This is a genomic window from Bacillus sp. 204(2023) (assembly GCF_037027505.1).
Lineage (GTDB): Bacteria > Bacillota > Bacilli > Bacillales > Bacillaceae > Bacillus > Bacillus subtilis.
Window position 1 is genome coordinate 169,912 of record NZ_JAXCHE010000005.1, and the last position, 26,498, is coordinate 196,409.

Sequence of the window (26,498 nt, forward strand, 5' to 3'; positions counted from 1 at the left end):
AATTATAATTTAGGTTATTTGAATAGCTTTTTCTTCAGGATAGACTCCCACGCAGACCAAGGAAAAAGCGATCGGAATAGCAGGGTGAGCTTGATGCCCTTTCCGATCGGGTATCGCAATTTCTTTATGTGCTGTTTTGTTGCCAATTGATAAATGAGGTCGGCAACCTCTTGGGGATCTCCGCTTTCTTCTCCATTTTTTTGAACATAGGAAAGGATCTTTTTATAGTATTGATGATAGGCTGAATCGTCAGCAGGCACCGACATAAAATTTGATAATGACGTTGACCAGATCGATGTCTTGTATGAGCCCGGCTCGATCAAAGCGGTTTCGATACCGAACGGAAGCAGCTCGATACGCAGGCTTTCAGAAAAACCCTCCAATGCATGCTTGGAAGAAACATATGGCGACAGCGCTGGGAATCCGGTCAGTCCGCTGATGCTGCTCACGTTTATAATCTTTGCGCCGCCATGCTTTCTTATGTAAGGCAGAACGGTTTTTGTCACATGGATCACACCGAAGACATTCGTTTCAAATTGTTGTCTGAAATGTTCCATCGGCACATCCTCGATAAATCCTCCATAAGCCGTTCCGGCGTTGTTAACGAGTAAGTCGATTGGGTCGTAAGCACTAATGGCTTTTCCGAATGAGATTATAGATTGTTCATCGGTGACATCGAGAGCTGTAATGTGGATGGAATCAGACACATTGTGTGCTGCAGCCAATTCTCGAAGCTGTTCCGCTTTTTCAGGCTGTCTTGATGTGGCTATCACGAAAAATGATCGGGCAAGCTTTACAGCTGCCAGCAGACCGAAGCCGCTGGACGCTCCTGTTACGATTGCTATTTTTTTATTCATCCTAACCCTCCTATTAAACTGCTACAGCTATTGTACTATCCTGAACACGAAATGACGCCTGTAAAAGAAATTTTTATACAACAATTCAGAATTGTTCTATAATAGAACGAAAGAAGGAAAGGGGTTTTGTGATATGGCGCTGCAAGGGGTAGGCCAAAGATGGGATCTTGATTCATTTTTTAAGGGCGGGAGCCAATCAGAAGAATTCAAAGGATATATTGAGAAGCTGTCACAAAGTCTGCGTGCATTTCAAGACATGACTGATGCGTTTCAGGTGCCTGAATCGCCTGAAGAGGCTGAAGGGCTGACCGCGTTGCTTGATTTATTCGAACAGACATCCGTCAAGCTTCAGCAGGCCGGCGCGTTTGTTGCCTGCCTTCAGGCCCAGAATATCAATGATCAAAAGGCTATAGAGCATCAGGCGCTCATGAACCGGCTTTCCGCAGATTTTCAATCGTCGCTCGTTACATTAGATCATAAACTTGTGGACATTGATCAAGAAGTGTGGAATAGGTTGTTAACAAAACCGGGATTGCGCGATGTTTCTTACATATTAAATGAAAGAAGACAGAGGGTTGCCGAAAAGCTTAGCCCCGGTAAAGAAAAACTGATCGGGAACCTTGCCGTGGACGGATATCACGCTTGGAGTGACTTATACAATATGGTTGTCGGGAAAATGACGATCCCGTATGAGGAAAACGGTGAAAACAAGCAATTGTCTGTCGGTCAGGCGGAGAATATGATGGACCATCAAGACCGTACTGTCAGAAAAACAGTATATGAACGTTTCCGCCAAGCATGGGAAAGCAAGCAGGATCTTTTCAGCAGCACGCTGAATCATTTGGCGGGATTCCGGCTTGAAACCTATAAAACGCGCGGTTGGGAGAATGTCCTGAAGGAACCGCTGCAAATTAACAGGATGAAAAAAGAAACACTTGATACGATGTGGCAGGTCATCACTGAAAACAAGAAGCCGTTCGTTCAGTTTTTGAACCGGAAAGCATCCATGCTCGGCCTTGAAAAACTCAGCTGGTACGATGTCGAGGCACCGATCGGTTCTGACGGAAAGGCCTATTCGTATGATGAAGCCGCAAATATCATTACCAGCCAGTTTTCAACGTTTGGCAAAAAACTGTCCTCATTCACTGAAAAAGCGTTTCGGGACGGCTGGATTGAGGCGGAAGACAGGAGTGGAAAAAGAGTCGGCGGCTTTTGCACCAGTTTTCCTGACAGCGGGGAATCCCGGATTTTCATGACATTTTCGGGCAGCGCCTCAAATGTCTCTACTCTTGCGCATGAACTCGGGCACGCGTTCCATCAGGAAGCAATGCTCGACGTCAGGCCGTTAAACCGTTCCTACGCCATGAACGTTGCAGAAACAGCTTCAACGTTTGCAGAGATGATAGTGGCGGACGCGACTGTCCAGCAGGCCGAGACGAGGGAAGAAAAGCTTGTTCTTCTGGAGGATAAAGTGCAAAGAAGCGTTGCGTTCTTCATGAACATTCACGCAAGATTTCTATTTGAAACGAGATTCTACGAGGAACGAAAGCGGGGAGTGGTACCGGCCAGCCGCTTGAATGAGCTGATGGAAGAGGCGCAAAGAGAGGCATACTGCAATGCGTTAGAAGAATATCATCCGCTTTTTTGGGCATCAAAGCTTCATTTTCACATCACGAGGGTGCCGTTTTACAATTTCCCTTATACATTCGGCTACCTGTTTTCTCTTGGCATTTACGCGCTGGCGCTTGAAGAAAAAAACGCATTCGAAGAGAAGTATATGGCGCTATTGCGAGATACGGCTTCTATGACAGTGGAGGATTTGGCGATGAAGCATTTGGGCGCTGACATCACGAAGCGCGATTTCTGGGAGAATGCCATCAAGCTGGCTGTGCGTGACGCCGAAACCTTTTTGCAAATGACCGAATCTTAAAGAAAAGCCGTGGCGTTAAATGCCCCGGCTTTTTCAATTCTTCTCTGAATGAGGATTTCATTCTCTGGATATACCTAAAATAAATGGAATCCTACAGGGGGGAAACATATGCATTTGATCAGAGCAGCCGGGGCTGTATGTCTCGCAGTGGTTCTGATTGCGGGCTGCCGTCTCAATGAAGACCAGCAGCAGGCAGAAGGAGAAAATACAGCCGTCACCCAGCTGAAGTCCGTTCCCTACAGCAATTTTTCGCTTCGTGTGAGCTACGGGGATGGTGAGCATAACCGTTATGAAGGAATCTATACAAAGAACGGGACTCAGGAAAAAGCGGAAATACAGGATAAGCTCTCCGGTGTCAATCAGGAGGGAGAAGAAGCATTGGATGAGATGAAAATGATTCTGAGCGAGCTTTCCGTGACAGACCAAATGGCTGAAACAGAAGTGATACACAGTGTGCTGGCAGCATTTAATCTGGACAGTCATTATGATCATATCGATTTAAAATTGAAGCTGAAGGACGGCTCCATCAGAGAAATCAAGAAGTAATCTTGTGATAAAAAACCCATAACCGTAAATTATGTCCATAAAACTAATTGAAAATGATTTTCAAAGTCAGTGTTTTCTGCTACAATGAGGGATATATGACCATATCAAATGGCTGAATATCGGAATCACTTGCATTGATGACAATTGACTTAAAAGCATGTATATAGAAAACGTGCAATACATAGTGCTGCTAAAAAGCCAGCAAAAAGGAGCGGTTATGGGTATGAGTGCAATTTCTACAGAAACGCTGAGCTTAGGATACGGGGATGCCGTTATTATTGATGAGTTGAATTTAACAATTCCCAAAGGTGAAATTACCGTATTTATTGGCAGCAATGGCTGCGGAAAATCGACACTTTTACGTTCATTAGCGCGCCTGATGAAGCCGAGAGGCGGTTCAGTTCTGCTGGAAGGAAGAGCGATTGCCAAGCTTCCGACGAAGGAAGTCGCAAAAGAGCTCGCAATCCTGCCCCAAGGTCCTTCGGCTCCAGAGGGGCTGACGGTGCATCAGCTGGTGAAGCAAGGAAGATATCCTTACCAAAACTGGCTGAAGCAGTGGTCAAAAGAGGATGAGGAAGCAGTTGAAAGAGCGCTTAAAGCAACAAAGCTTGAGGACATGGCTGACCGTGCCGTTGATTCTTTGTCAGGCGGACAGCGCCAGCGGGCTTGGATCGCGATGACGCTTGCCCAGGAAACGGATATCATCCTTCTTGACGAGCCGACGACGTATTTAGACATGACGCATCAAATTGAAATTCTTGATTTGCTGTTTGAGCTGAATGAAAAGGAAGACCGGACGATTGTTATGGTTCTCCATGACTTAAACTTGGCGTGCCGCTATGCGCATCATCTTGTGGCCATAAAAGATAAACGGATTTATGCAGAAGGCCGTCCGGAAGAGGTCATCACTTGTGATCTTGTGCAAAATGTGTTTTCTATGAACTGTCAGGTTACACAGGACCCGCTCTTCGGAACGCCTCTTTGCATTCCTCATGGCAGGGGCAGATGCATTGTCCAGGAAGCGGCTTTCACATCACATGGATAAATAACGCAGCGAAGGAGCTTTCAATTGAGAAAGCTCCTTGCTGTTTTTTCGAAAGGAAGATGGAAAATGGAACAAAAACTTCAGGAGCAGCTGGATGGATTGCTGGAGAAGTATACTGAGCTTCTGCTTGGTGAAACAAACGATGAGCTAAAAGAAGAAGTGAAGCAATGGATTTTGTACACCCATATAGCCAAAAGCATGCCTCCGCTCGCTAAGCATTGGAATGCGACATACCCCGACGCAAAGCAGGGCATTAAAGAGATCATTCAGCATATTAAGGAATTAAATGAAGCGCATCGAAACAAACAATAGCCAAAAAGCAGTCTGTACATTATAGCAGACTGCTTTTTTGTGATTCAGCCGTTTTATCTGGCGTAAAGGAATCCATAAAGGTTCTCAGCGCGCTGCTGATAAACGAATCTTTTCGAACAATAAACTCTGTTTTCATCTGGCTGAGCGCTTCAGGCAGCGGGTACAATCGAATTGATCCTTCTGCTTCATGTTTCTGCACAACCGTTCTTGGCAGCAACGAGATGCCAAGACCTGCTGTAACCCCGCCGATAATTGCTTCAAGCGTCCCAAATTCCATAATGACCGGCTGTGTGACACCGACGGAACGCAGCCATTTTTCAAGTGTTTCTCGATACGAACAGCCTGTGCTGTAAACGAGAATCGGCTTTGTGATGGCTTCCTCAACATCGGGCACGGAGGCAGCCGAAACAACTACTGGTTCTTCCTCAAACGCAGGATAGGATTCGAGCTCAGGATGATGGCATTCGCATCCGATAAACGCGCCATCCAATTCATAACGAAGAACTTTATCAAGGAGAAATTGCGTATGCCCTGTTGTTAAAGACAACTGGACGTTTGGATGTTCTTCATAATAAGATGCCAGGAGCTTTGGAAGCCTTACCGCGGCGGTTGTCTGAGTGGAGCCGATCATAAGCGGCCCGCTTGGTTCTGCGGAGGATGAGAGCGCTTTAGACGCTTCATCAAGCAGGCCGATAATTTTATTTGCGTAGTCCAGCAGCAATTTTCCGCTTGCAGAAAGTGTCATGCCCCGATTATGGCGCAAAAACAGTGTGGTACCCAGCTCAGCTTCCAATTGTTGAATTCTGGCCGTGACATTCGATTGTACATAGCCAAGCTGCAGGGCTGCTTTCGTAATGGTCCCTTCACGAGCTACCATTTGAAACACACGTAAATCTCCGCTTTCCATTTTGAACTCCTCCGTTCGTTTGCTATCAATCTGAATGATATCTAGTATCTTTAACAATCATTATACGTAACATCAAAGCTGGATTACAATGGAATCAGAAATATACTTTAGTCAACAGCAAGGAGTGGCGGCAATGAATGTCTTGAACAAAATAGCTCTCGTAACGGGGGGCGGCACAGGAATCGGAAAAGCAGCCAGTATGGAATTGGCAAAGCGCGGGGCGATTGTGGCGGTGAATTATTCACGCTCGCAATCAGAAGCGGAGGAAACAGTGGAAAAGATTCAAAAAGCTGGCGGGCAAGCCTTCGCCATCCAAGCAGATGTATCCAAAAACAGCGACGTGCAGGATATGATTCAAGCAATCGTGAACACACACGGAACGGTTGATATTTTAGTCAACAATGCCAGCATTACACGGCATATTCCAATGGATAATCTTGAGGCTGCGACAGAAGACATATGGGATGAGCTGTATGCCGTCAATGTGAAAGGGATGTTTTTCTGCGCGCGGGCAGTGGTTCCGTTCATGAAGAAAAGCAAGGCCGGGGCGATCGTAAACGTCGGCAGCATCGCAGGGATAACTGGTGCCGGCTCATCTATGCCTTATGCAGTATCAAAATCGGCGGTGCACGGTTTAACGAAATCATTGGCCCACGCCTTAGCGCCTGAAATCAGAGTGAGCGGTGTAGCACCAGGAGCTGTGGCAACGAGATGGTGGGCTGGACGGGAAGAAAAAATGAAAAGCATGATCGGCTCTTTGCCGCTGCAGTGTATTGCTGAACCAGATGATGTTGCCAAATTGATTTGTTCACTAATTGAACAGGAATCACTCACAGGCCAAATTATCACAATTGACAGCGGACAGACGCTGTAAAGAAAGGGGTGCAGGGAGATGCCATTTGTACAGATTCATTTACGGTCGGGAAGAAGCGAAGCGTGGCTTCAAAAACTGAGCAGGACTGTCCACCAATCGATGATTGAAGAAATCAATGTGCCGGAAGATGACTATTTTCAAGTCATCAGACAATATGAAAAAAGCGAATTTTTTTATGATCCATTTTATCTCCAAGTCGAGCGTACTGATGAACTAATATACATTCATTTTACACTGAAACAGTCAAGAACAACTGAACAGAAAAAAGCACTTTACCGCTCAATCGCGAGCCGGATTCATTCCGAGCTTGGTGTCAGAAAAGAAGATGTGTTTATCATGCTGGCCGGAAATCAGGCTGAGGATTGGTCTTTCGGAAATGGAAGAGCCCAGATGATTGAATAAAAAACCCCGCGGATTGATACCCGCGGGGTGCTCTATTAATGGGAAGGTGATTCAACGGCTTTTGCCGCTTTCTCTTTTTCTTGTTGGTCTTCCGTTTTCTTATTTGATAGCTTGATAGGTTTTAAGAACAAGGTGAATACGGCTCCGACTGCGATAAAGATCAGGCCCGTATAAAACACGCTGTGGAGCGAATCCATCAACGATGTTTTTAAAATCGGCACAATATGGGATGAGAAAGCCGCAGGGATTTGTTTGACTGCGTCCGGACTGAACAGTGATTGCAGCAGCCCTTGCGGATTTGTATCAATCATACCCTTTAGCTGGGCGGCAAACGAGCTTGCCTGTGCCGGAAGAGAGTCTAAATATGGCACCAATTTATCTGTTAATAGATTTCCTGATCTCGCATTCATTACGGCTCCCAGCATGGTAATGCCGAATGTTCCGCCGATAGAACGGAAGAATTGGCTGGATGAAGTGACAACTCCAAGCTCCTCCTTCGAAAAGCTTTCCTGTAAAGCCAATGTCAGAATCGGCATAACAAGACCCATTCCCAGACCAATAATCGCCATAAAAGATGTAGCGACAAGCTTGCTCGTGTCGAGATCCAATGTCGTTAACAGCAGGAATCCGCCGGCCATAACCAGCATGCCTGTAATGATTTGCGGTTTAATCCCAATTTTATAAACAAGCTGTCCGCCGATGATACTTGTGATAATCATAGAAATCATCATCGGTGTCATAATTGTACCCGATTCAGACGCACTTACACCGACAATTCCCTGCATAAAGAAAGGAACAAACGTAATGGCGCCAAACATACCGATACTCATAAAGAAGCCGATCAAGTTTAGAAATGTAAATGTTCTGTTTTTAAATAAATACATTGGCAGGATTGGCTCTTTTGCTTTTGATTCTACGATGATAAAGCTGACAATGCCGATCAGTGCGAGAGCGAACAACCCAAGAATCTGCCATGAATCCCATGCATAATCTTTTCCGCCAAAGCTTAAGGCGAGCAGGAGGCTGACCACACCCACAATCATTGTGAAAATACCAGCGATATCGAAGTTGATCGGACCAGTCTGCTGGCGTCCCTGTAATCCTCTGGCAATAAAAATAACTGCAATAATTCCGACTGGCAGGTTAATATAGAAAACCCATTTCCAGTTTAACGAGTCTACAATCCAGCCGCCGATTTGCGGCCCAATCACTGAAGCCAGCCCGTAAATTGCGCCAAAGACACCTTGGAATTTAGCACGCTGTTTTCCTGTGAACAAGTCACCGATGACAATCATCGCCATCGGCATCATGATGCCTCCGCCGATTCCCTGCAGTCCACGGAAGATAATCAATTCTGTCATGTTGTTGGCCATTCCGCACAAAGCAGAAGCGGCCATAAAAATAATTAAACCTGATACATAGACAATGCGGCGTCCCAATAAATCAGCCAGTTTACCGGCAATTGGAACAACGGTTGTTGATGTTAACAAATATGCAGTTGTCAGCCAGGTCATCATGCTCAAACCGCCCAGATCACCGACAATTTTCGGCATGGCCGTTCCGACAATGGTACCGTCAAGGGCTGAAAAAAACATGGCAATAATTAAGCCTGTTATTAATAACGTTCGTTTTGATTGTTTGCCTTCTTTACTCATTTTCATCCGTTTCCTCTTTTCATGTTTTGCTTTCATCCGTTTCTGCTGCTGCTTGTGCGAGCTTTGCTGTAATATGCGCCGCCTGCAGCATCTCCTCCTCCGTCAAAAAGGAAAGATAGCGCGCCATAATGGCCTTTCTGCCTGCCAAAATCTCCTCGAACTTTCTGTCTCCTTCGTCAGTAAGACTGAGATCAATCACTCGCCTGTCTTTTGTGTTGTGTGTTCTGGCGATAAGATTTTTTTGTTCAAGGCGATCTGCCATCAGCGTTACCGCGCTTGGCTTCACCTCCATACGCTCGGCAATTTCAGAAATTTTGAGGCTGCCGTGTTTCTTTAGGCTGGCCAGCACAAACAGCTGCGCTGGGGTGACACCTTGTTTCTCCATGCTTTCCAGCATTTCAGGCTGTATCTTTTGAAAGAGCGCCTGTAGCGATAATTGAATATCGGACATTAACTGATCCGCACTCTTCATATTCATTTCCCCTCTGTTACATACACTGTATATATATTTTGATAACAAAATAGTTAATGCTTATTAAATATAAATAAGCGTAAATGAAAAGTCAACTGATTTTACACAAAAAAAGGATAGATGCCCGAAAGAACATCGTATCCCTTTTACTAATGTTGTTATTGCTGATAAGGAGACTGCTGCTGAATGGTCTGCTGGAATTTTTGATAGGACTGCTGCAGCTTTTGTGCATCCTCCGCTTCAACAGAATACCATCCATATTGGAACATAAGGTCATATAGTTTTCTTTGCGCTTTTTGTGACTCATCAAAAATGGATTGAATATCCTGATAAAGAGACTCGTGGCTGAATTCGTGCAAGGCAGTGCAATAAGCTGTTGTCATGTATTTTTCGGTTGTCAGCAATTCGTTGACGAAATCTCTGTCATTCATTTCCGATGTTGTCGGTACAGGTGTCTGCGGGTTGCTGATTTTTTGATTTTGCTGATTCATTCTGGCGCCTCCTTATTGGATGTAGCCGGACTGCTGCTGGCCTGGCTGCAGGTGCTTTAATATTCTTTGATAGTGATCATGATGCATGTGTCCGACGCGGTCGAGTTCTTGCTTTAACGTTTGATCCTGGCACTGCTGCGCCATGAAATGCGCTTTTTTCATCGCGAGCAAATTCCAGTTCAGCATGTCATTAAGATACAAATGATCCTTTGTCGAAATAACGGAAGGCGGCATTTGAGATTGCTGCTGATTATCCATTGTGATCCTCCTTTGGTTTCTGTTCATTTTATAGTTTCCTTCAGACTGGGAGTTATATACAGGTGTTTTGAAGATGACGGGGGAGGGAGTCGAATGTTGAGACATGTGTTTTTATTCTTTTCTCAAAATAAAACACTTACCAAGTTCGCAAAAGCATACGGAACGCGGCTTGGAGCACGAAGGTTTGTCGCAGGGGATACGATTGAATCGGCGGTTAAGACCGTCAAAAGGCTAAACAGATCCGGTTTGTGTGCAACAATTGATTATTTAGGCGAGTATGCAGCTTCGGAAAAAGAAGCGAACCAAGTCGCAGAGGAATGCAAGAAAGCCATTCAAGCCATTGCCGAACATCAATTGGACTCAGAGCTTTCACTTAAGCTGACCTCAATCGGGCTCGATCTTTCAGAAGAACTTGCTCTTACTCATTTGCGCGCCATTCTTTCCGTTGCGAAGCAATATGATGTTGCTGTGACCATTGATATGGAAGACTATTCTCATTATGAACAGACACTTTCTATTTACAGGCAATGCAAACAGGAATTTGAGAAGCTCGGCACGGTCATTCAGGCGTATCTGTACCGGGCGGCAGAAGATATCAGAAAGATGCGGCACTTAAAGCCGAATCTCAGACTTGTAAAAGGCGCTTATAAAGAATCTGCGGCTGTAGCGTTTCCCGACAAAAGAGGCACGGACCTTCATTTTCAGAGCTTAATAAAGCTGCAGTTGTTAAGCGGGAACTACACGGCTGTCGCCACACATGACGATGACATCATTGCATTTACGAAACAGCTCGTCGCCGAACATCAAATCCCCGCGTCGCAATTTGAGTTTCAAATGCTATACGGCATCAGGCCGGAGCGTCAGAAGGAACTCGCCAAGGAAGGCTACAGAATGCGTGTGTATGTCCCATATGGAACGGACTGGTTCAGCTACTTTATGAGAAGAATTGCCGAACGGCCTGCCAATGCAGCGTTTGTGTTAAAAGGAATTTTGAAAAAGTGAAAGCAGCCGCGGGAAGCAGCTGCATTATGATTGTTCCATGTTATGTTTTTTATACTGCTGATTTTGACTTGTCCGTTTTCCGCCGCCGTAATGCTGAGTCGGACCGGCATCTCCTTTTACGCTCGCCGCGCTGACTGCCGCTGAAGACGGATTTTTTTTCTCTCGTACCATTCCCTTCACCTCCGGACTTAAGTTGCCCGACTTTTATAGGCTTCATACAAAAAAATAACAAATTAGCTATTGAAGTCGAACCGGAAATCTTTTAAGATGAAAGAAGAAACGGGTTTCATTTTTTTTGGTCAAAAAATGAATGACTATTCATTCAATGTTCAAGGGGGATATCTCATGCACAAACACATTCGGAAGGCAGCCGTTTTAGGATCGGGGGTAATGGGTTCCGGGATAGCGGCGCATTTGGCTAACATCGGAATTCCTGTCCTGCTGCTAGATATTGTGCCGAACGATTTGACAAAGGAAGAGGAAAAAAAGGGGCTGACGAAGGACAGTCCAGAGGTGCGCAGCAGGCTGAGCCGACAGTCGGTGAAAAAACTGCTGAAACAAAAGCCCGCTCCCCTCACATCAGCGAAAAATACCTCCTATATTACACCGGGCAATCTGGAGGATGATGCAGAAAAACTGAAAGAAGCAGATTGGATTATTGAGGTCGTTGTCGAAAACCTTGAAGTCAAAAAGAAAATTTTCGCTCTTGTGGATGAACATCGAAAGACTGGAAGCATCGTCTCAAGCAACACATCCGGCATATCAGTACAGGAAATGGCTGAAGGCCGGTCGGATGATTTTAAAGCCCATTTTCTCGGAACGCATTTTTTTAATCCCGCACGCTATTTAAAGCTGCTGGAGATCATCCCGATTAAGGAAACCGATCCTGATATTTTAAAGTTTATGACAGCTTTCGGAGAAAATGTCCTCGGGAAAGGCGTTGTTACAGCAAAGGACACACCGAACTTTATCGCAAACCGCATCGGGACGTACGGGCTTCTCGTGACAGTCCAAGAAATGCTGAAAGGCGGTTATCAGGTCGGGGAGGTTGATTCGATCACAGGACCGCTGATCGGCAGGCCGAAAAGCGCCACCTTTAGAACGCTTGATGTGGTCGGCCTCGATACATTCGCCCACGTTGCCCGAAATGTGTATGACAAAGCGGATGGCGATGAAAAAGAAGTGTTTCGCCTTCCAAGCTTCATGAACGATATGCTGGAAAAAGGGTGGATCGGAAGTAAGGCCGGCCAAGGCTTTTATAAAAAAGAAGGAAAAACGATTTATGAGCTTGACCCAGTGACGCTTACTTACGGCGAGCGGACAAAAATGAAAACACCGGCACTTGAAGCGGCAAAACAGGCAAAAGGGACAAAAGCCAAAATGAAAGCGCTTATTTATTCGGATGACAGAGCCGGCAGTTTGCTGTGGAATATCACATCTCAAACCCTGCTTTACTCAGCCGAGCTGCTTGGCGAGATTGCCGATGATATTCATGCGATTGACCAAGCCATGAAGTGGGGATTCGGCTGGGAGCTGGGCCCGTTTGAAATGTGGGACGCCATCGGCCTCAGGCAGTCAGCGGAAAAGCTTGAGCAGCTTGGAGCAGATATGCCTGGCTGGATAAAAGAGATGCTGGACAAAGGAAATGAAACCTTCTACACCAAAGAGAACGGAACGGTATTTTATTATGACCGCGGCGAATACAGAGCCGTCAAAGAAAATAAAAAACGAATTCATTTACAAGCACTTAAAGAAACAAAAGGCGTGATTGCGAAAAACAGCGGAGCAAGCTTAATTGACCTTGGAGATGATGTGGCCCTTCTTGAATTTCATTCGAAAAGCAATGCGATCGGCCTCGATATCATTCAAATGATCCACAAAGGATTAGAGGAAACAGAACGGAATTACAAGGGGCTTGTCATCGGCAATCAAGGGAAAAATTTCTGCGTCGGCGCGAATCTCGCCATGATCTTAATGGAAGTCCAAGATGACAACTTTTTGGAAGTTGATTTTGTGATCCGCCGTTTTCAGGAGACGATGATGAAGATCAAATACAGTGCGAAACCGGTCGTCGCCGCGCCATTTGGCATGACGCTCGGCGGAGGAACGGAAGTATGCCTGCCTGCGGCGCGTACTCAAGCGGCAAGCGAAGCCTATATGGGCCTTGTTGAATCAGGTGTCGGCCTCATCCCTGGCGGAGGGGGAAACAAAGAGCTGTACATCAATCATCTTCGCTGCGGCCTTGATCCGATGAATGCGGCAATGAAAACATTTGAAACGATTGCAATGGCGAAAGTGTCCGCTTCCGCTCAAGAGGCTCGTGAGATGAACATCTTAAAAGAAACGGATCAGATCAGCGTGAATCAAGACCACCTGTTATACGATGCGAAGCAGCTGGCCGCATCTTTATATGATACCGGCTGGCGGCCGCCTGTAAAAGAAAAGGTCAAGGTGCCGGGAGAAACCGGTTATGCGGCACTCTTGCTTGGCGCTGAGCAGATGAAGCTGTCCGGCTATATATCTGAGCATGATTTCAAGATCGCGAAAAAACTCGCTTATGTCATTGCGGGCGGAAAAGTGCCGTTCGGTACAGAGGTTGATGAAGAGTATTTATTGGAGATCGAAAGAGAAGCGTTTTTGAGTTTGGCAGGAGAGGCAAAATCTCAAGCGCGAATGCAGCATATGCTTGTGAAAGGTAAACCTTTACGGAATTAGGAGGGAGCTTATGAAAGAGGCAGTCATTGTGTCAGGTGCAAGAACACCGGTTGGAAAAGCAAAAAAAGGATCGTTGGCCACCGTTCGCCCGGATGATTTGGGAGCGATTTGTGTAAAAGAGACACTGAAACGGGCAGGCGGCTACGAAGGCAATATTGACGATTTGATTATTGGCTGTGCAACGCCTGAAGCGGAGCAGGGGCTTAATATGGCGAGAAATATCGGTGCGCTCGCGGGCCTGCCGTACACGGTTCCAGCGATTACAGTTAACCGTTATTGCTCTTCAGGCCTTCAGTCTATTGCATATGCAGCAGAAAAAATTATGCTTGGCGCCTACGATACAGCGATCGCCGGCGGAGCAGAATCCATGTCGCAAGTTCCGATGATGGGGCATGTTACCCGTCCGAACCTTGCTTTGGCAGAAAAGGCACCGGAATATTATATGAGCATGGGACACACAGCCGAGCAAGTCGCGAAAAAATACGGCGTCTCCCGTGAGGAACAAGACGCGTTTGCCGTTCGCAGCCACCAAAACGCCGCTAAAGCCCTTGCAGAAGGGAAATTTAAAGATGAGATTGTACCTGTCGAAGTGACGGTGACAGAAATTGGAGAAAACCATAAGCCTATGGAAAAACAGTTTGTGTTTTCTCAGGATGAAGGTGTTCGCCCGCAAACGACTGCAGACATCTTATCGACATTGCGCCCGGCCTTTTCCGTTGACGGGACGGTGACTGCGGGCAATTCCTCGCAGACGAGTGACGGAGCGGCGGCTGTCATGCTGATGGACCGGGAAAAAGCCGATGCTCTTGGCCTGGCGCCGCTTGTGAAATTCCGCTCCTTTGCGGTAGGCGGCGTGCCGCCGGAAGTGATGGGAATCGGACCGGTGGAAGCGATTCCGCGCGCTTTGAAGCTTGCCGGACTTCAGCTGCAGGACATCGGATTGTTTGAACTGAATGAAGCTTTTGCCTCACAAGCCATTCAAGTAATCAGGGAATTGGGAATTGATGAAGAAAAAGTGAATGTCAACGGGGGCGCAATCGCGCTTGGACACCCGCTTGGCTGTACGGGCACAAAGCTTACACTCTCACTCATCCATGAAATGAAACGGAGAAACGAGCAATTTGGAGTCGTGACCATGTGTATCGGCGGCGGGATGGGAGCGGCCGGTGTATTTGAATTATGCTAAAGGGGGAAAAACAAATGGCAAAAAAAACGGCTGAAGTACAAAAAGGCGGCGGATTTTTAATCGAGGATGTCACATACGATCAAATATATACACCGGAGGATTTCACTGACGAGCATAAAATGATTGCGAAAACAACGGAGGATTACATCGAGCAAGATGTTCTCCCTCATATAGATGATATCGAAAACCACCAATTCGAGCATTCTGTCAGACTGTTGAAGAAAGCGGGCGAACTAGGGCTGCTTGGCGCCGATGTGCCGGAAGAATACGGAGGGCTCGGCCTTGATAAAATCAGCTCGGCACTCATCACTGAGAAATTTTCTCGTGCGGGAAGCTTTTCTCTTTCTTATGGCGCGCATGTCGGTATTGGTTCCTTGCCGATCGTCTTTTTCGGATCAGAAGAACAAAAGAAAAAATATTTGCCTGGACTCGCTTCCGGCGAAAAGATCGCCGCTTATGCTCTGACTGAGCCTGGCTCTGGGTCTGATGCACTTGGAGCAAAAACAACAGCTGTGCTGAATGAAGCAGGAACCCATTATATATTAACAGGGGAAAAACAGTGGATTACCAACTCTGCTTTTGCCGATGTATTTGTGGTTTACGCCAAGGTGGACGGCGACAAGTTTTCAGCCTTTATTGTAGAAAAAGAGTTCCCGGGTGTCTCCACGGGACCGGAAGAAAAGAAAATGGGAATCAAGGGATCATCGACAAGAACCCTCATTCTGGATCAAGCTGAAGTGCCAAAGGAAAACCTGCTCGGAGAAATCGGCAAAGGGCATGTCATCGCCTTTAATATTTTAAACATCGGCCGTTACAAACTGGCGGTTGGCACAATCGGCGCATCTAAACGCGTCATCGAGCTGTCTGCGGCATACGCAAATCAGCGCCGCCAATTTAAAACGCCGATTGCTGGTTTTTCATTGACACAGGAAAAAATCGGAACAATGGCCTCAAGGCTGTATGCGATGGAAAGCTCTGTATACAGAACCGTCGGGCTGTTTGAAGACAATATGAGCCAGTTCACGGCCGAAGATCTCAAGGACGGCCGGCAAATTGCCAAATCGATTGCGGAATACGCCATCGAATGCTCTCTGAATAAGGTATTCGGCTCTGAAACGCTTGATTATATCGTTGATGAAGGCGTGCAGATTCATGGAGGCTACGGCTTTATGCAGGAGTACGAAGTAGAAAGGGCCTATAGGGATTCAAGGATCAATCGGATTTTTGAAGGCACAAACGAAATCAACCGGTTAATCGTGCCAAGCACCTTCCTGAAAAAAGCGCTTAAAGGCGAGCTGCCTTTATTCGAAAAAGCGCAGTCGCTGCAGGAAGAACTCATGATGCTTATGCCTGAAGAGCCTGGAAGCGGCGTCTTAGAGCAGGAGAAATATATCGTCAAGCAAGCCAAAAAAATTGCGTTGTTTGCTGCCGGCCTAGCCGCGCAAAAATACGGAAAAGCGATCGATCGAGAGCAAGAAATTCTCGTGAACGTAGCGGATATCGTCAGCAATGTATACGCAATGGAATCAGCCGTGCTCAGAACGGAAAAGGCCATTGCAGCACAAGGCGCTGAAAAAGCAGCGCAAAAAGTGTTGTACACAGAAATTTTCGTTCAAGAGGCCTTTAACGAAATTGAAGCGCATGCGAAGGAATCCCTTATCGCAATGGAAGAAGGAGATTCACTCCGCATGATGCTTTCCGCTCTGCGCAAGCTGACACGCGTAACGCCTAAAAACGTGATTCAGAAAAAACGCGAGGCGGCGGCAGGCATTTTTGAGGCTGAGAAATATACTGTCTGATTGGCCAAGAGCTCCGCATGCGCGGAGCTTTTTTTAAGAAGCACTGTTTTAGGTTTTTAAAACAAACTGTGTTAAAATAACCTCGATTATTTTATTGAGGGGGAAGAAGATGTCGTTAACTTTTTACTGGTACCCTAAATGCGGAACGTGCCGCAAAGCAAAGAAGTGGCTTGAAGAGCATGGAAAAGAAATAAACGAAATACATATTGCTGAGCAGCCGCCAAGCAAAGAAGAATTAAAAGCGCTTTATGAAAAAAGCGGGCTGGATCTCAAGAAATTTTTCAACACGAGCGGCATGAAATACCGCGAGCTCAATCTCAAGGAAAAGCTGTATCACATGTCAGAGGACGAACAGCTCGAGCTGTTGGCTTCAGATGGTATGCTGATCAAACGCCCGCTTACAACAGACGGCGAAAAAGTGACTGTCGGATTTAAAGAAGACCAATTTGAAGAAAACTGGGCTTAATGTAAATTTTTTTTGAAAAGTGTGGTATCTTCTTATTGTAGTGCTGTAAAAAATGGAGGGATTCAATTGAGCATACCAAAAGATTTGCGTTACTCAGGAGAACACGAGTGGGTAAAAGTTGAAGGAGAAAAAGCCAGAATCGGAATTACGCATTTTGCCCAGTCCGAACTAGGCGACATCGTGTTTGTCGAACTTCCTGAAGTGGGCGCTGAAATCAAAGCGGACGAGCCATTCGGCAGTGTTGAATCCGTTAAAACGGTATCTGAGCTTTATGCACCGATTAACGGAACGGTTGTGGAAGTAAACGAAGATCTTGATGACAGTCCGGAATTCGTAAACGAATCTCCGTACGAAAAAGCATGGATGATCGTCGTTGAGCCATCTGACGCTTCTGAAATTGAAAAACTGATGACAGCAGAGCAATACGAAGAGATGACACAAGAAGACTAAAACAGGATAGCCGTAAAAGCAATTGGACACGCTAACGTTATGGGAGGTGTCCAATATGGCTTTCGACAAACAAAAGCTCGATGTCACCAATGACGTGACAGGCCGCTTTCAAAATGGCCGGCTCTCGTTATATCATGATAATGAGATGATCGGCCAAATGACAAGCATGAATGAATATGAGCTTAAGTCCGGTTATTCCTTTGAAAATGAGAAATTTTATAAGACAGCCGATGTGGTCTCTGGAGACGACGCAAAATATGTAGATTGTGACTACGAAAACGGCTGGTGTTAATGTTGGCGGTGAATTTCACTGCCTTCTTTTACAATCTGAACGTTTCAAATTTGACGCGGCAGGTGAACAAGATGAAGATGGATGAGCTGGAAAAGGTTATGATTGTCGAGGGGAAATCAGATAAAGAGAAAATCGAAAGCGTCCTGAATGAGCCGGTGCGCATTATCTGCACAAACGGAACAATCAGCCAGCTGAGGCTCGAGGAATTGTCTGACGAGCTTTATGATAAAGACGTCTATATATTAGTTGATGCTGATGAATCAGGTGAGAAATTGAGAAAACAGCTGAAGCGTGAATTTAATGAAGCCTGCCATCTCCATATCGACAGAGCCTATAAGGAAGTAGCGGCTGCGCCCAGGCACCATGTCGCCTCTGTATTGCTGCGTGCGAATCTGAATGTCCATACTATTTTTCTTGAAAGAAAGTCCCGAGGTGTATAGCATGAAAGAACTCCAAGAACACGAACTTGATCACATTGAAGATGATGTGTACCTTCTATATTTATATACTCCGTTTTGCGGCACCTGCCAGCTTGCAAGCAAAATGCTGACAGTGGTGAAAGAAATGCTGCCGGATGTCGCCTTCTATCAAAACAATGTCAATTACTCTCCGACATTCGCAAAAGCGTATCAAATTGAAAGCGTCCCTTGTTTTCTGCTGTTTAAAGGCGGAAAGATGGTCGAAAGAGGATATGCATTTCATTCCGTTTCTTATTTATATGAGCTGATCAAACAAAAATCATCTTCCGCATCCCATTTATGACATATTTCTCAGCATATCCAATGAAATTGTCGTTCGTTTTATAAAGGGGTTCTTGCGACAAAGAGAGAAATGTGTATGTATGACCAACAAATAGGAGGTTGTACATATGGAGAAAGCGGAAGTTTTAGAGGATGAGTATCAGCATCTGTTTTTAAAACCCCTTTTGAATGCCTCAACATTGCTCATTACCTTCCAAGGAGAAGCAGAAGCCTTAACCGTCTCAATAAACGAACAGGGAGAAATGAAAAAAGTTTCTCCGCCCCAAACGTCCAACCTGACCTTTTACGGAAACCAAACGGAAATTATTGATTTATTGCACGGAGACATCTCCCTTCAGCACCTGATTCAGAGCGGAAGCCTCAAAGTAAAGGGGTCATTCAGGGCCCTGTTAAAACTGGAAGCCATTCTCTGGCTGACAAATGGATTTTTTCAGAGGATTTTAAAAAATTAAAAAATAATAAATTATTATAATAGTAAAAGTTGACATCATTTATTTTATTGACATTTAATCATTCGCCGTGCTATTCTACATTAAGAATTTCCGGACGAAAAAGACTATATATTTCTCTTATCAAGAGAGGTGGAGGGAAGTGCCCTATGAAGCCCGGCAACCATCAACGCTGTTGAAATGGTGCCAATTCACACGAAGCGTTCAGCTTTGAAAGATGAGAGAAAGGCATTTTATATAAGCCTTTCTGCTCAAGTGTGCAGAAAGGCTTTTCTTTTGCAGAAAAAACCGGAAGATTTCTTAGAATAGTGTTAAGGCAGGTGATTGCTTTGATCAATCTTCAGGATGTTTCAAAAGTTTACAAGTCGAAACATGGAGATGTCAATGCTGTCCAAAACGTCTCGCTTTCCATTAAAAAAGGTGAGATTTTTGGAATTATAGGATATAGCGGAGCTGGTAAGAGTTCCTTAATCCGTCTGCTGAACGGCCTTGAGAAACCAACCTCAGGAACCGTGGAAGTGGCGGGAACCAAGATTAATGAAGTAAATGGACGCGGTTTAAGAAAAGCACGCCATGAGATCAGTATGATTTTCCAGCATTTCAATTTGCTTTGGTCGCGGACTGTCAGAGATAATATCATGTTTCCTTTGGAAATTGCCGGAGTGAAAAAGAGCGAGCGGATCAAGCGCGCCAATGAACTGATTAAACTGGTAGGTTTAGAAGGAAAAGAAAAATCATATCCGTCTCAGCTGAGCGGCGGGCAGAAGCAGCGTGTCGGAATTGCCAGAGCGCTTGCAAACAATCCGAAGGTTCTCCTTTGTGACGAAGCGACATCAGCATTAGATCCGCAAACGACAGATTCAATTCTGGATCTATTGTCCGATATTAATGAAAGACTCGGTTTGACGATTGTGCTGATTACGCACGAAATGCATGTCATCCGCAAAATCTGCAACAGAGTCGCCGTCATGGAAAACGGCAAGGTGGTCGAAGAAGGCGAGGTTCTCGATGTCTTCAAAAATCCAAAGGAACAAATGACAAAACGATTTGTTCAGCAGGTGACAGAGCCGGAAGAAACGAAAGAGACGCTTCAGCACCTTCTTGATGATACAGCATCAGGAAAAATGGTTCAGCTCACATTTGTCGGTGAGTCAGCTGAACAGCCTCTGATTACAGAGATGATCAGAAACTTCAATGTCAGCGTCAATATTCTGCAAGGGAAAATTTCGCAGACGAAGGATGGGGCTTACGGTTCACTGTTCATCCACATTGACGGAGACGAGGAAGAAGTGCAAAACGTGATCCGATTCATTAATGACAAACAGGTGAAAGCAGAGGTGATCACGAATGTTTGAAAAATACTTCCCGAACGTTGATTTAACTGAATTATGGAACGCGACATATGAAACACTTTATATGACGCTGATTTCTTTACTGTTTGCTTTTGTCATCGGGGTCATCCTCGGCTTGCTGCTCTTTCTGACGAGCAAAGGAAGCCTCTGGCAGAATAAAGCGGTCAACTCTGTGATTGCGGCCGTTGTTAACATATTCAGATCGATTCCGTTCCTTATTTTAATTATTTTACTATTAGGTTTTACGAAATTTTTAGTCGGCACGATCTTAGGGCCAAACGCCGCATTGCCGGCGCTGGTAATCGGCTCGGCACCATTTTACGCGCGCCTTGTTGAAATCGCGCTGCGTGAGGTGGATAAAGGTGTGATTGAAGCCGCTAAATCAATGGGCGCGAAAACGTCTACGATTATTTTCAAAGTGCTGATTCCGGAATCAATGCCTGCTCTTATTTCTGGCATTACGGTTACTGCCATCGCTTTGATCGGCTCAACGGCAATTGCCGGAGCCATTGGTTCAGGAGGCCTTGGAAACCTTGCGTACGTAGAAGGATATCAGTCTAATAACGCTGATGTTACCTTCGTTGCTACTGTGTTTATTTTAATCATCGTGTTTATTATTCAAATCATCGGTGATCTAATAACAAATATTATAGACAAACGATAAGGGAGGATTTACATTGAAAAAGCTATTTTTGGGTGCATTACTGCTTGTATTTGCAGGAGTTATGGCTGCCTGCGGTTCGAATAACGGCGCTGAATCCGGCAAGAAAGAAATTGTCGTTGCGGCAACAAAAACACCGCATGCGGAAATTTTAAAAGAAGCTGAACCATTGCTGAAAGAAAAAGGCTATACGCTGAAAGTGAAAGTGCTTAGTGATTACAAAATGTACAATAAAGCTTTAGCTGATAAAGAAGTGGACGCGAACTACTTCCAGCACATTCCTTACCTTGAGCAAGAAATGAAAGAAAACACAGATTACAAACTTGTGAATGCCGGCGCTGTTCACTTAGAGCCATTCGGTATTTACTCTAAAACATACAAATCACTGAAAGACCTTCCAGACGGTGCGACAATCATTCTGACAAACAACGTTGCTGAACAAGGCCGTATGCTTGCAATGCTTGAAAACGCTGGATTAATCACTCTTGATTCTAAGGTAGAAACAGTTGATGCAACATTGAAAGACATTAAGAAAAACCCGAAAAACCTTGAATTCAAAAAAGTAGCGCCTGAATTAACGGCAAAAGCATATGAAAACAAAGAAGGAGACGCGGCCTTCATCAATGTAAACTATGCGATCCAAAATAAATTAAATCCTAAAAAAGATGCAATTGAAGTAGAATCAACGAAAAACAATCCATACGCTAACATCATCGCAGTAAGAAAAGGTGAAGAAGATTCTGCAAAAATCAAAGCGCTGATGGAAGTTCTTCACTCTAAAAAGGTCAAAGACTTCATCGAGAAAAAATACGACGGAGCTGTGCTTCCTGTATCTGAATAAGACTGAAACCCCGGATGAGAAATCCGGGGTTTTTTTCGCGTATTTTCCTAAAAGCTGTTCATAATAAAAAGGAATGTTAAACAGATGGAGGGATTTTCTTTGAATCAAGACAGAGGAAGCATGCAGGACGCGTTAAAACAATATAAACATGGTTTAGGCACATTTGAACAAAAGATGCCCCTGATGGGAAGAAAATTTAACGAATTTACTGAACAGTGCTTTGCCGGGAATTCTCTGACTGAAAGAGAAAAACAGCTGATCGCCCTCGGAATTGCCATCAATGCTCAGGACGAATATTGCATGATCTATCATACAAAAGGCTGTCTCGATCAGGGAGCGACAGAAGAAAACATTCTCGAAGCCGTCAGTGTGGCAGCGGCATTTGGAGGCGGCGCAGCTTTCAGCCAAGGCGTGACAGTCGTTCAACAGTGCATTGAGGAATTCGGAAACACCACGCATTAAGAGAAGGAATATTCCGAAAAACCATTCTCATTTGTTCTGAAAGGATGCTTTCGTCTCATCTGCCGCTATTTCACGCCAAATCGTTTTTGCGGCATCCAACGCAGCACTGGTACAATAAAAAGCAAATATATGAAGGGATTGATTCATTATTTGCAGCAGCCAGGACAGACTGAACCTCGATTATACGTCAGAAATGGAAAAAGCGATGCAGCTGTCACACGGAATTGGATACGAGGAATATGGACGCCGGCTGGAAACAAGAATGAAAGTAGAGCGGCAGAGAGAGCTTGATTACGAAAAAAGCAAGCGGATTTCTGCGGGAGCTTATTGAGAAAATCAATCTTTTAAAAAAGGGTGGGAATCCACTCTTTTTCTTTTTCAATCGCTTTAATAAAGTGCTGATCTTTGTTAAACTTGAGGAATGTGCAAGGCACGATAAAAAGTTGTATTTACTTTTCATTTGTTATAAAATTAGAATGAGAATAAAATGAGAATAATGATTATATATTTTTGGAGGTATAGATATGGCTGCTTCAACATTAACGATCAAAGATCTTCACGTTGAAATCGAAGGGAAAGAGATCTTAAAGGGTGTAAACCTTGAAATAAAAGGTGGAGAATTCCACGCAGTAATGGGCCCGAACGGAACTGGTAAATCCACATTATCAGCTGCTATTATGGGGCATCCTAAATATGAAGTAACAAAAGGCAGCATCACGCTTGACGGCAAAGATGTACTGGAGATGGAAGTGGACGAGCGTGCGCAGGCAGGCTTATTCCTTGCGATGCAGTACCCAAGTGAAATCAGCGGTGTGACAAATGCCGACTTCCTTCGCTCAGCAATCAACGCACGCAGAGAAGAAGGCGATGAAATTTCTCTCATGAAATTCATCCGCAAAATGGACGAAAACATGGAGTTCCTTGAAATGGACCCTGAAATGGCTCAGCGCTATCTTAACGAAGGCTTCTCAGGCGGAGAGAAAAAACGTAACGAAATCCTTCAATTAATGATGATTGAACCGAAAATCGCCATCCTTGATGAAATCGACTCAGGTCTTGATATTGACGCTTTGAAAGTTGTATCAAAAGGGATCAACAAAATGCGCAGCGAAAGCTTCGGCTGCCTGATGATCACTCACTATCAGCGCCTGTTAAACTACATCACTCCGGATGTTGTTCACGTTATGATGCAAGGCCGCGTTGTAAAATCCGGCGGTGCAGAGCTTGCTCAGCGTCTTGAAGCAGAAGGTTATGACTGGATCAAACAAGAACTTGGCATTGAAGACGAAACTGTTGGCCAAGAAGCGTAAGCGTTAGGGGGATTAATATGACACTAGGTACAAAACTATCCGTAGATCAGGAGTATCTCAAAAGCTTTTCCGAAAAGCACCAAGAACCTGCCTGGCTGAAGAACCTGCGCTTACAGGCTCTTGAACAAGCTGAGGATCTGCCGATGCCGAAACCTGACAAAACAAAAATCACAAACTGGAACTTCACGAATTTCGCGAAGCATACAGTGGATAACGAACCGCTTTCTTCATTAGAAGATTTGACTGATGAAGTAAAAGCGCTGATCGACGTTGAAAACGAAGATAAAACATTATACGTACAGCGTGACCAGACGCCGGCATATCTTTCTCTTTCTCAAGAATTGAAAGACAAAGGCGTCATCTTCACTGATATTCTGACTGCTGCACGTGAGCACAGCGACTTGGTGGAGAAATACTTTATGAAGGACGGCGTGAAAGTTGACGAACATAAGTTAACTGCACTTCACGCGGCTCTTGTTAACGGAGGAGCATTCCTTTATGTTCCGAAAAATGTTCAGGTGGAGACGCCGGTTCAGGCTGTTTATGTCCACGAAAGCAATGATACAGCTCTATTCAACCACGTGCTGATTGTGGCTGAAGACCACAGCTCTGTAACATATGTAGAAAACTACATCAGCACTGTAAACCCGAAAGACGCTGTCTTCAATATTATCAGTGAGGTCATCACAGGTGATAATGCCAGCGTGACATACGGTGCGGTGGATAATCTGTCAAGCGGTGTGACAACTTATGTGAACCGCCGCGGTGCTGCGCGCGGACGCGACAGCAAAATCGAGTGGGCTCTTGGCCTGATGAACGACGGCGACACGATTTCCGAAAATACAACAAACCTTTACGGTGACGGCACATACGGCGATACGAAAACGGTTGTTGTCGGAAGAGGAGAGCAAACAGAAAACTTCACAACACAAATCATCCATTTCGGTAAAGCTTCTGAAGGCTATATCTTGAAGCACGGTGTGATGAAGGATTCCGCTTCTTCTATCTTTAACGGAATCGGCAAAATCGAACATGGCGCTTCTAAAGCGAATGCGGAGCAAGAATCACGCGTGCTGATGCTTAGCGAAAAAGCACGCGGAGACGCAAACCCTATTCTTTTAATTGACGAAGACGATGTAACTGCAGGACATGCGGCATCTGTCGGCCGTGTGGACCCTATTCAGCTTTACTACCTGATGAGCCGCGGAATTCCAAAAGAAGAAGCAGAACGCTTAGTCATTTACGGATTCCTTGCACCGGTAGTAAATGAACTTCCGATTGAAGGCGTTAAGAAACAATTAGTTTCTGTTATCGAAAGGAAAGTGAAGTAATGAATATCACAGATATTCGTGAACAGTTCCCGATCCTTCATCAGCAAGTGAACGGACATGATCTCGTTTATCTCGACAGCGCGGCGACTTCCCAGAAGCCGCGTGCTGTCATTGAAACACTGGATAAGTATTATAACCAATACAATTCCAATGTTCACCGGGGCGTCCATACACTTGGAACCAGAGCGACAGATGGTTATGAAGGAGCGCGTGAAAAAGTCCGCAAGTTTATTAACGCGAAGTCAATGGCTGAGATTATTTTCACAAAAGGCACGACCACATCACTGAATATGGTGGCGTTAAGCTATGCACGCGCCAACCTGGAACCTGGTGATGAAGTGGTCATCACCTACATGGAGCATCATGCGAATATCATTCCGTGGCAGCAGGCTGTAAAAGCAACTGGCGCCACATTAAAATATATTCCGCTGCAGGAAGACGGAACGATTTCTTTAGAAGACGTCAGAGAAACGGTCACAAGCAACACAAAAATTGTTGCGGTGTCTCATGTATCTAATGTCCTCGGCACGGTCAACCCGATTAAAGAAATGGCGAAAATCGCTCATGACAATGGGGCTGTCATTGTGGTGGACGGTGCACAAAGCACGCCTCACATGAAAATTGACGTGCAGGATCTCGATTGCGACTTCTTTGCGCTTTCTTCCCATAAAATGTGCGGACCTACCGGTGTTGGTGTGCTGTACGGAAAGAAAGCCCTGCTGGAAAACATGGAGCCTGCCGAATTCGGTGGTGAAATGATCGACTTTGTCGGGCTTTATGAATCAACTTGGAAAGAGCTTCCGTGGAAATTCGAAGCGGGTACGCCGATTATTGCAGGAGCAATCGGCCTCGGTGCCGCCATTGATTTTCTCGAAGAAATCGGTCTTGATGAGATTTCTCGCCATGAGCACAAGCTTGCAGCTTATGCGCTTGAACGCTTCCGCCAGCTTGACGGCGTAACGGTTTACGGGCCGGAAGAGCGTGCCGGGCTTGTCACATTTAACCTTGATGATGTTCATCCGCACGATGTGGCGACTGTGCTTGATGCGGAGGGAATCGCAGTCAGAGCCGGCCACCATTGTGCGCAGCCGCTGATGAAATGGCTGGATGTAACTGCTACTGCAAGAGCAAGCTTTTATCTGTATAATACAGAGGAAGAGATTGATAAGCTTGTGGAAGCTCTTCAAAAGACAAAGGAGTATTTTACAAATGTCTTTTAATGCAAACTTAGATACATTGTACAGACAGGTGATTATGGATCATTACAAAAACCCGCGAAATAAAGGGGTTTTGAATGACAGCATTGTCGTGGATATGAACAATCCGACATGCGGCGACCGCATCAGACTGACAATGAAGCTTGACGGAGACATCGTGGAAGATGCGAAGTTTGAAGGGGAAGGCTGTTCCATTTCAATGGCATCCGCTTCGATGATGACTCAGGCGATTAAAGGGAAAGATATTGAAACTGCCCTTTCCATGTCTAAGATTTTCTCGGATATGATGCAAGGGAAAGAGTATGATGATTCTATAGATCTCGGGGATATTGAAGCCCTTCAAGGCGTTTCAAAATTCCCGGCCCGTATCAAATGTGCAACCCTGTCATGGAAAGCACTTGAAAAAGGAGTCGCGAAAGAAGAAGGCGGCAATTAAAAGGATTGGAGTGAAAATG

The 26,498-nt window shown here is 45.2% G+C and carries 31 protein-coding genes, 1 pseudogene and 1 riboswitch; of the genes and pseudogenes, 25 read left to right on the top strand and 7 right to left on the bottom strand.

What is annotated here, in order from left to right:
* Positions 1 to 14: 14 nt before the first annotated feature.
* The gene (locus tag WA279_RS12355; protein WP_336155516.1) at positions 15 to 857 is read right to left on the bottom strand and encodes an oxidoreductase; all 843 of its coding nucleotides are present in this window, start codon (positions 855 to 857) and stop codon (positions 15 to 17) included.
* A gap of 133 nt (positions 858 to 990) precedes the next feature.
* Between WA279_RS12355 and WA279_RS12360 the strand changes: the two genes are divergently transcribed.
* The 4 genes from WA279_RS12360 (at position 991) to WA279_RS12375 (ending at position 4,690) form a co-directional block, all read left to right on the top strand.
* Entirely contained in the window at positions 991 to 2,787 is a 1,797-nt protein-coding gene (locus tag WA279_RS12360) for a M3 family oligoendopeptidase (protein ID WP_336155517.1), read from the top strand.
* Positions 2,788 to 2,895: 108 nt separating this feature from the next.
* Positions 2,896 to 3,333 carry a YusW family protein gene (locus WA279_RS12365; RefSeq protein WP_014665325.1) on the top strand — a complete coding sequence of 146 codons (438 nt, stop codon included), beginning with the start codon at positions 2,896 to 2,898 and terminating at the stop codon, positions 3,331 to 3,333.
* A 217-nt stretch (positions 3,334 to 3,550) separates the two neighbouring features.
* Complete coding sequence (locus WA279_RS12370) at positions 3,551 to 4,378, top strand: ABC transporter ATP-binding protein (protein WP_010886609.1); 828 nt, start codon at positions 3,551 to 3,553, stop codon at positions 4,376 to 4,378.
* A 24-nt stretch (positions 4,379 to 4,402) separates the two neighbouring features.
* Positions 4,403 to 4,690 carry a YusU family protein gene (locus WA279_RS12375; protein ID WP_003228549.1) on the top strand — a complete coding sequence of 96 codons (288 nt, stop codon included), beginning with the start codon at positions 4,403 to 4,405 and terminating at the stop codon, positions 4,688 to 4,690.
* A 19-nt stretch (positions 4,691 to 4,709) separates the two neighbouring features.
* Here WA279_RS12375 and WA279_RS12380 read toward each other — a convergent pair whose 3' ends face one another.
* On the bottom strand, positions 4,710 to 5,597 hold the full coding sequence (locus WA279_RS12380; RefSeq protein ID WP_015714676.1) for a LysR family transcriptional regulator: 888 nt from the start codon (positions 5,595 to 5,597) through the stop codon (positions 4,710 to 4,712).
* Between the two features lie 133 nt (positions 5,598 to 5,730).
* Between WA279_RS12380 and WA279_RS12385 the strand changes: the two genes are divergently transcribed.
* Together WA279_RS12385 and WA279_RS12390 are read left to right on the top strand one after the other, a co-directional pair.
* Positions 5,731 to 6,471 carry an SDR family NAD(P)-dependent oxidoreductase gene (locus WA279_RS12385; protein WP_220396429.1) on the top strand — a complete coding sequence of 247 codons (741 nt, stop codon included), beginning with the start codon at positions 5,731 to 5,733 and terminating at the stop codon, positions 6,469 to 6,471.
* 18 nt (positions 6,472 to 6,489) lie between these two features.
* On the top strand, positions 6,490 to 6,873 hold the full coding sequence (locus tag WA279_RS12390; RefSeq protein ID WP_015251261.1) for a tautomerase family protein: 384 nt from the start codon (positions 6,490 to 6,492) through the stop codon (positions 6,871 to 6,873).
* Positions 6,874 to 6,908: 35 nt separating this feature from the next.
* Here WA279_RS12390 and mdtP read toward each other — a convergent pair whose 3' ends face one another.
* The 4 genes and pseudogenes from mdtP to WA279_RS12410 all read right to left on the bottom strand — a co-directional run bounded on the left by mdtP (position 6,909) and on the right by WA279_RS12410 (position 9,749).
* A complete protein-coding gene (gene mdtP / locus WA279_RS12395) occupies positions 6,909 to 8,534 on the bottom strand; it encodes a multidrug efflux MFS transporter MdtP (protein ID WP_251188321.1) in 1,626 nt (541 codons plus the stop codon).
* A pseudogene (gene mdtR / locus WA279_RS12400) lies at positions 8,531 to 9,000 on the bottom strand (MarR family transcriptional regulator MdtR). Before mdtR ends, mdtP begins: the two are co-directional and overlap by 4 nt.
* A 158-nt stretch (positions 9,001 to 9,158) precedes the next feature.
* Positions 9,159 to 9,491: a spore coat protein gene (locus WA279_RS12405; RefSeq protein WP_003222766.1), complete on the bottom strand. Its 333-nt coding sequence runs from the start codon at positions 9,489 to 9,491 to the stop codon at positions 9,159 to 9,161.
* Positions 9,492 to 9,503: 12 nt separating this feature from the next.
* Complete coding sequence (locus WA279_RS12410) at positions 9,504 to 9,749, bottom strand: hypothetical protein (RefSeq protein WP_003228567.1); 246 nt, start codon at positions 9,747 to 9,749, stop codon at positions 9,504 to 9,506.
* A gap of 93 nt (positions 9,750 to 9,842) precedes the next feature.
* Between WA279_RS12410 and WA279_RS12415 the strand changes: the two genes are divergently transcribed.
* The gene (locus tag WA279_RS12415; protein ID WP_251188320.1) at positions 9,843 to 10,751 is read left to right on the top strand and encodes a proline dehydrogenase family protein; all 909 of its coding nucleotides are present in this window, start codon (positions 9,843 to 9,845) and stop codon (positions 10,749 to 10,751) included.
* Between the two features lie 24 nt (positions 10,752 to 10,775).
* On the opposite strand, the gene WA279_RS12420 is transcribed toward WA279_RS12415, so the two are convergent.
* Positions 10,776 to 10,922, bottom strand: coding sequence for a YuzL family protein (locus tag WA279_RS12420; RefSeq protein WP_003240817.1), 147 nt, complete (start codon positions 10,920 to 10,922; stop codon positions 10,776 to 10,778).
* Between the two features lie 174 nt (positions 10,923 to 11,096).
* On the opposite strand from WA279_RS12420, the gene WA279_RS12425 reads away from it, so the two are divergent.
* The 18 genes from WA279_RS12425 to sufU all read left to right on the top strand — a co-directional run bounded on the left by WA279_RS12425 (position 11,097) and on the right by sufU (position 26,479).
* Positions 11,097 to 13,466, top strand: a complete 2,370-nt coding sequence (locus WA279_RS12425) for a 3-hydroxyacyl-CoA dehydrogenase/enoyl-CoA hydratase family protein (protein ID WP_336155518.1) — start codon at positions 11,097 to 11,099, stop codon at positions 13,464 to 13,466.
* A 10-nt stretch (positions 13,467 to 13,476) separates the two neighbouring features.
* On the top strand, positions 13,477 to 14,652 hold the full coding sequence (locus WA279_RS12430) for an acetyl-CoA C-acetyltransferase (RefSeq protein WP_327828646.1): 1,176 nt from the start codon (positions 13,477 to 13,479) through the stop codon (positions 14,650 to 14,652).
* 14 nt (positions 14,653 to 14,666) lie between these two features.
* Positions 14,667 to 16,451, top strand: coding sequence for an acyl-CoA dehydrogenase FadE (gene fadE, locus WA279_RS12435; protein WP_336155519.1), 1,785 nt, complete (start codon positions 14,667 to 14,669; stop codon positions 16,449 to 16,451).
* 109 nt (positions 16,452 to 16,560) lie between these two features.
* Positions 16,561 to 16,917, top strand: a complete 357-nt coding sequence (locus WA279_RS12440) for an arsenate reductase family protein (protein ID WP_003222779.1) — start codon at positions 16,561 to 16,563, stop codon at positions 16,915 to 16,917.
* A gap of 66 nt (positions 16,918 to 16,983) precedes the next feature.
* Positions 16,984 to 17,367: a glycine cleavage system protein GcvH gene (gcvH, locus tag WA279_RS12445; RefSeq protein ID WP_003222781.1), complete on the top strand. Its 384-nt coding sequence runs from the start codon at positions 16,984 to 16,986 to the stop codon at positions 17,365 to 17,367.
* 55 nt (positions 17,368 to 17,422) lie between these two features.
* Positions 17,423 to 17,659, top strand: a complete 237-nt coding sequence (locus tag WA279_RS12450; RefSeq protein WP_003228581.1) for a YusG family protein — start codon at positions 17,423 to 17,425, stop codon at positions 17,657 to 17,659.
* 77 nt (positions 17,660 to 17,736) lie between these two features.
* Complete coding sequence (locus WA279_RS12455) at positions 17,737 to 18,099, top strand: toprim domain-containing protein (RefSeq protein ID WP_336155552.1); 363 nt, start codon at positions 17,737 to 17,739, stop codon at positions 18,097 to 18,099.
* Position 18,100: 1 nt separating this feature from the next.
* Positions 18,101 to 18,421, top strand: a complete 321-nt coding sequence (locus tag WA279_RS12460; protein ID WP_003228585.1) for a thioredoxin family protein — start codon at positions 18,101 to 18,103, stop codon at positions 18,419 to 18,421.
* 106 nt (positions 18,422 to 18,527) lie between these two features.
* Entirely contained in the window at positions 18,528 to 18,872 is a 345-nt protein-coding gene (locus WA279_RS12465) for an SCP2 sterol-binding domain-containing protein (RefSeq protein WP_003228587.1), read from the top strand.
* Between the two features lie 114 nt (positions 18,873 to 18,986).
* Positions 18,987 to 19,093: riboswitch (SAM riboswitch) on the top strand.
* Positions 19,094 to 19,198: 105 nt separating this feature from the next.
* Complete coding sequence (gene metN, locus WA279_RS12470; protein WP_003242531.1) at positions 19,199 to 20,224, top strand: methionine ABC transporter ATP-binding protein MetN; 1,026 nt, start codon at positions 19,199 to 19,201, stop codon at positions 20,222 to 20,224.
* Positions 20,217 to 20,885: a methionine ABC transporter permease MetP gene (metP, locus tag WA279_RS12475; protein WP_003228593.1), complete on the top strand. Its 669-nt coding sequence runs from the start codon at positions 20,217 to 20,219 to the stop codon at positions 20,883 to 20,885. Before metN ends, metP begins: the two co-directional genes overlap by 8 nt.
* Positions 20,886 to 20,898: 13 nt before the next feature.
* Positions 20,899 to 21,723, top strand: coding sequence for a methionine ABC transporter substrate-binding lipoprotein MetQ (gene metQ, locus WA279_RS12480; RefSeq protein WP_332276079.1), 825 nt, complete (start codon positions 20,899 to 20,901; stop codon positions 21,721 to 21,723).
* Between the two features lie 84 nt (positions 21,724 to 21,807).
* A complete protein-coding gene (locus tag WA279_RS12485) occupies positions 21,808 to 22,185 on the top strand; it encodes a carboxymuconolactone decarboxylase family protein (RefSeq protein ID WP_014477920.1) in 378 nt (125 codons plus the stop codon).
* Positions 22,186 to 22,378: 193 nt separating this feature from the next.
* Entirely contained in the window at positions 22,379 to 22,516 is a 138-nt protein-coding gene (locus WA279_RS12490) for a hypothetical protein (RefSeq protein ID WP_003228600.1), read from the top strand.
* A 193-nt stretch (positions 22,517 to 22,709) separates the two neighbouring features.
* A complete protein-coding gene (gene sufC / locus WA279_RS12495) occupies positions 22,710 to 23,495 on the top strand; it encodes a Fe-S cluster assembly ATPase SufC (protein WP_014477918.1) in 786 nt (261 codons plus the stop codon).
* 17 nt (positions 23,496 to 23,512) lie between these two features.
* Entirely contained in the window at positions 23,513 to 24,826 is a 1,314-nt protein-coding gene (gene sufD, locus WA279_RS12500; RefSeq protein ID WP_014480787.1) for a Fe-S cluster assembly protein SufD, read from the top strand.
* A complete protein-coding gene (sufS, locus tag WA279_RS12505; protein WP_015714668.1) occupies positions 24,826 to 26,046 on the top strand; it encodes a cysteine desulfurase SufS in 1,221 nt (406 codons plus the stop codon). The genes sufD and sufS overlap by 1 nt, the downstream gene beginning before the upstream one ends.
* Complete coding sequence (sufU, locus tag WA279_RS12510; protein WP_003222809.1) at positions 26,036 to 26,479, top strand: Fe-S cluster assembly sulfur transfer protein SufU; 444 nt, start codon at positions 26,036 to 26,038, stop codon at positions 26,477 to 26,479. Before sufS ends, sufU begins: the two co-directional genes overlap by 11 nt.
* Positions 26,480 to 26,498 lie beyond the last annotated feature (19 nt).

Bases quoted from the DNA above. Each gene is read 5' to 3' on its own strand.
- WA279_RS12355 (WP_336155516.1), bottom strand. From the start codon at position 857: ATGAATAAAAAAATAGCAATCGTAACAGGAGCGTCCAGCGGCTTCGGT.
- WA279_RS12360 (WP_336155517.1), top strand. From the start codon at position 991: ATGGCGCTGCAAGGGGTAGGCCAAAGATGGGATCTTGATTCATTTTTT.
- WA279_RS12365 (WP_014665325.1), top strand. From the start codon at position 2,896: ATGCATTTGATCAGAGCAGCCGGGGCTGTATGTCTCGCAGTGGTTCTG.
- WA279_RS12370 (WP_010886609.1), top strand. From the start codon at position 3,551: ATGGGTATGAGTGCAATTTCTACAGAAACGCTGAGCTTAGGATACGGG.
- WA279_RS12380 (WP_015714676.1), bottom strand. From the start codon at position 5,597: ATGGAAAGCGGAGATTTACGTGTGTTTCAAATGGTAGCTCGTGAAGGG.
- WA279_RS12385 (WP_220396429.1), top strand. From the start codon at position 5,731: ATGAATGTCTTGAACAAAATAGCTCTCGTAACGGGGGGCGGCACAGGA.
- WA279_RS12390 (WP_015251261.1), top strand. From the start codon at position 6,490: ATGCCATTTGTACAGATTCATTTACGGTCGGGAAGAAGCGAAGCGTGG.
- mdtP (WP_251188321.1), bottom strand. From the start codon at position 8,534: ATGAAAATGAGTAAAGAAGGCAAACAATCAAAACGAACGTTATTAATA.
- WA279_RS12405 (WP_003222766.1), bottom strand. From the start codon at position 9,491: ATGAATCAGCAAAATCAAAAAATCAGCAACCCGCAGACACCTGTACCG.
- WA279_RS12410 (WP_003228567.1), bottom strand. From the start codon at position 9,749: ATGGATAATCAGCAGCAATCTCAAATGCCGCCTTCCGTTATTTCGACA.
- WA279_RS12415 (WP_251188320.1), top strand. From the start codon at position 9,843: ATGTTGAGACATGTGTTTTTATTCTTTTCTCAAAATAAAACACTTACC.
- WA279_RS12420 (WP_003240817.1), bottom strand. From the start codon at position 10,922: ATGGTACGAGAGAAAAAAAATCCGTCTTCAGCGGCAGTCAGCGCGGCG.
- WA279_RS12425 (WP_336155518.1), top strand. From the start codon at position 11,097: ATGCACAAACACATTCGGAAGGCAGCCGTTTTAGGATCGGGGGTAATG.
- WA279_RS12430 (WP_327828646.1), top strand. From the start codon at position 13,477: ATGAAAGAGGCAGTCATTGTGTCAGGTGCAAGAACACCGGTTGGAAAA.
- fadE (WP_336155519.1), top strand. From the start codon at position 14,667: ATGGCAAAAAAAACGGCTGAAGTACAAAAAGGCGGCGGATTTTTAATC.
- WA279_RS12440 (WP_003222779.1), top strand. From the start codon at position 16,561: ATGTCGTTAACTTTTTACTGGTACCCTAAATGCGGAACGTGCCGCAAA.
- WA279_RS12450 (WP_003228581.1), top strand. From the start codon at position 17,423: ATGGCTTTCGACAAACAAAAGCTCGATGTCACCAATGACGTGACAGGC.
- WA279_RS12455 (WP_336155552.1), top strand. From the start codon at position 17,737: ATGGATGAGCTGGAAAAGGTTATGATTGTCGAGGGGAAATCAGATAAA.
- WA279_RS12460 (WP_003228585.1), top strand. From the start codon at position 18,101: ATGAAAGAACTCCAAGAACACGAACTTGATCACATTGAAGATGATGTG.
- WA279_RS12465 (WP_003228587.1), top strand. From the start codon at position 18,528: ATGGAGAAAGCGGAAGTTTTAGAGGATGAGTATCAGCATCTGTTTTTA.
- metP (WP_003228593.1), top strand. From the start codon at position 20,217: ATGTTTGAAAAATACTTCCCGAACGTTGATTTAACTGAATTATGGAAC.
- WA279_RS12485 (WP_014477920.1), top strand. From the start codon at position 21,808: ATGGAGGGATTTTCTTTGAATCAAGACAGAGGAAGCATGCAGGACGCG.
- WA279_RS12490 (WP_003228600.1), top strand. From the start codon at position 22,379: ATGGAAAAAGCGATGCAGCTGTCACACGGAATTGGATACGAGGAATAT.
- sufC (WP_014477918.1), top strand. From the start codon at position 22,710: ATGGCTGCTTCAACATTAACGATCAAAGATCTTCACGTTGAAATCGAA.
- sufD (WP_014480787.1), top strand. From the start codon at position 23,513: ATGACACTAGGTACAAAACTATCCGTAGATCAGGAGTATCTCAAAAGC.
- sufS (WP_015714668.1), top strand. From the start codon at position 24,826: ATGAATATCACAGATATTCGTGAACAGTTCCCGATCCTTCATCAGCAA.
- sufU (WP_003222809.1), top strand. From the start codon at position 26,036: ATGTCTTTTAATGCAAACTTAGATACATTGTACAGACAGGTGATTATG.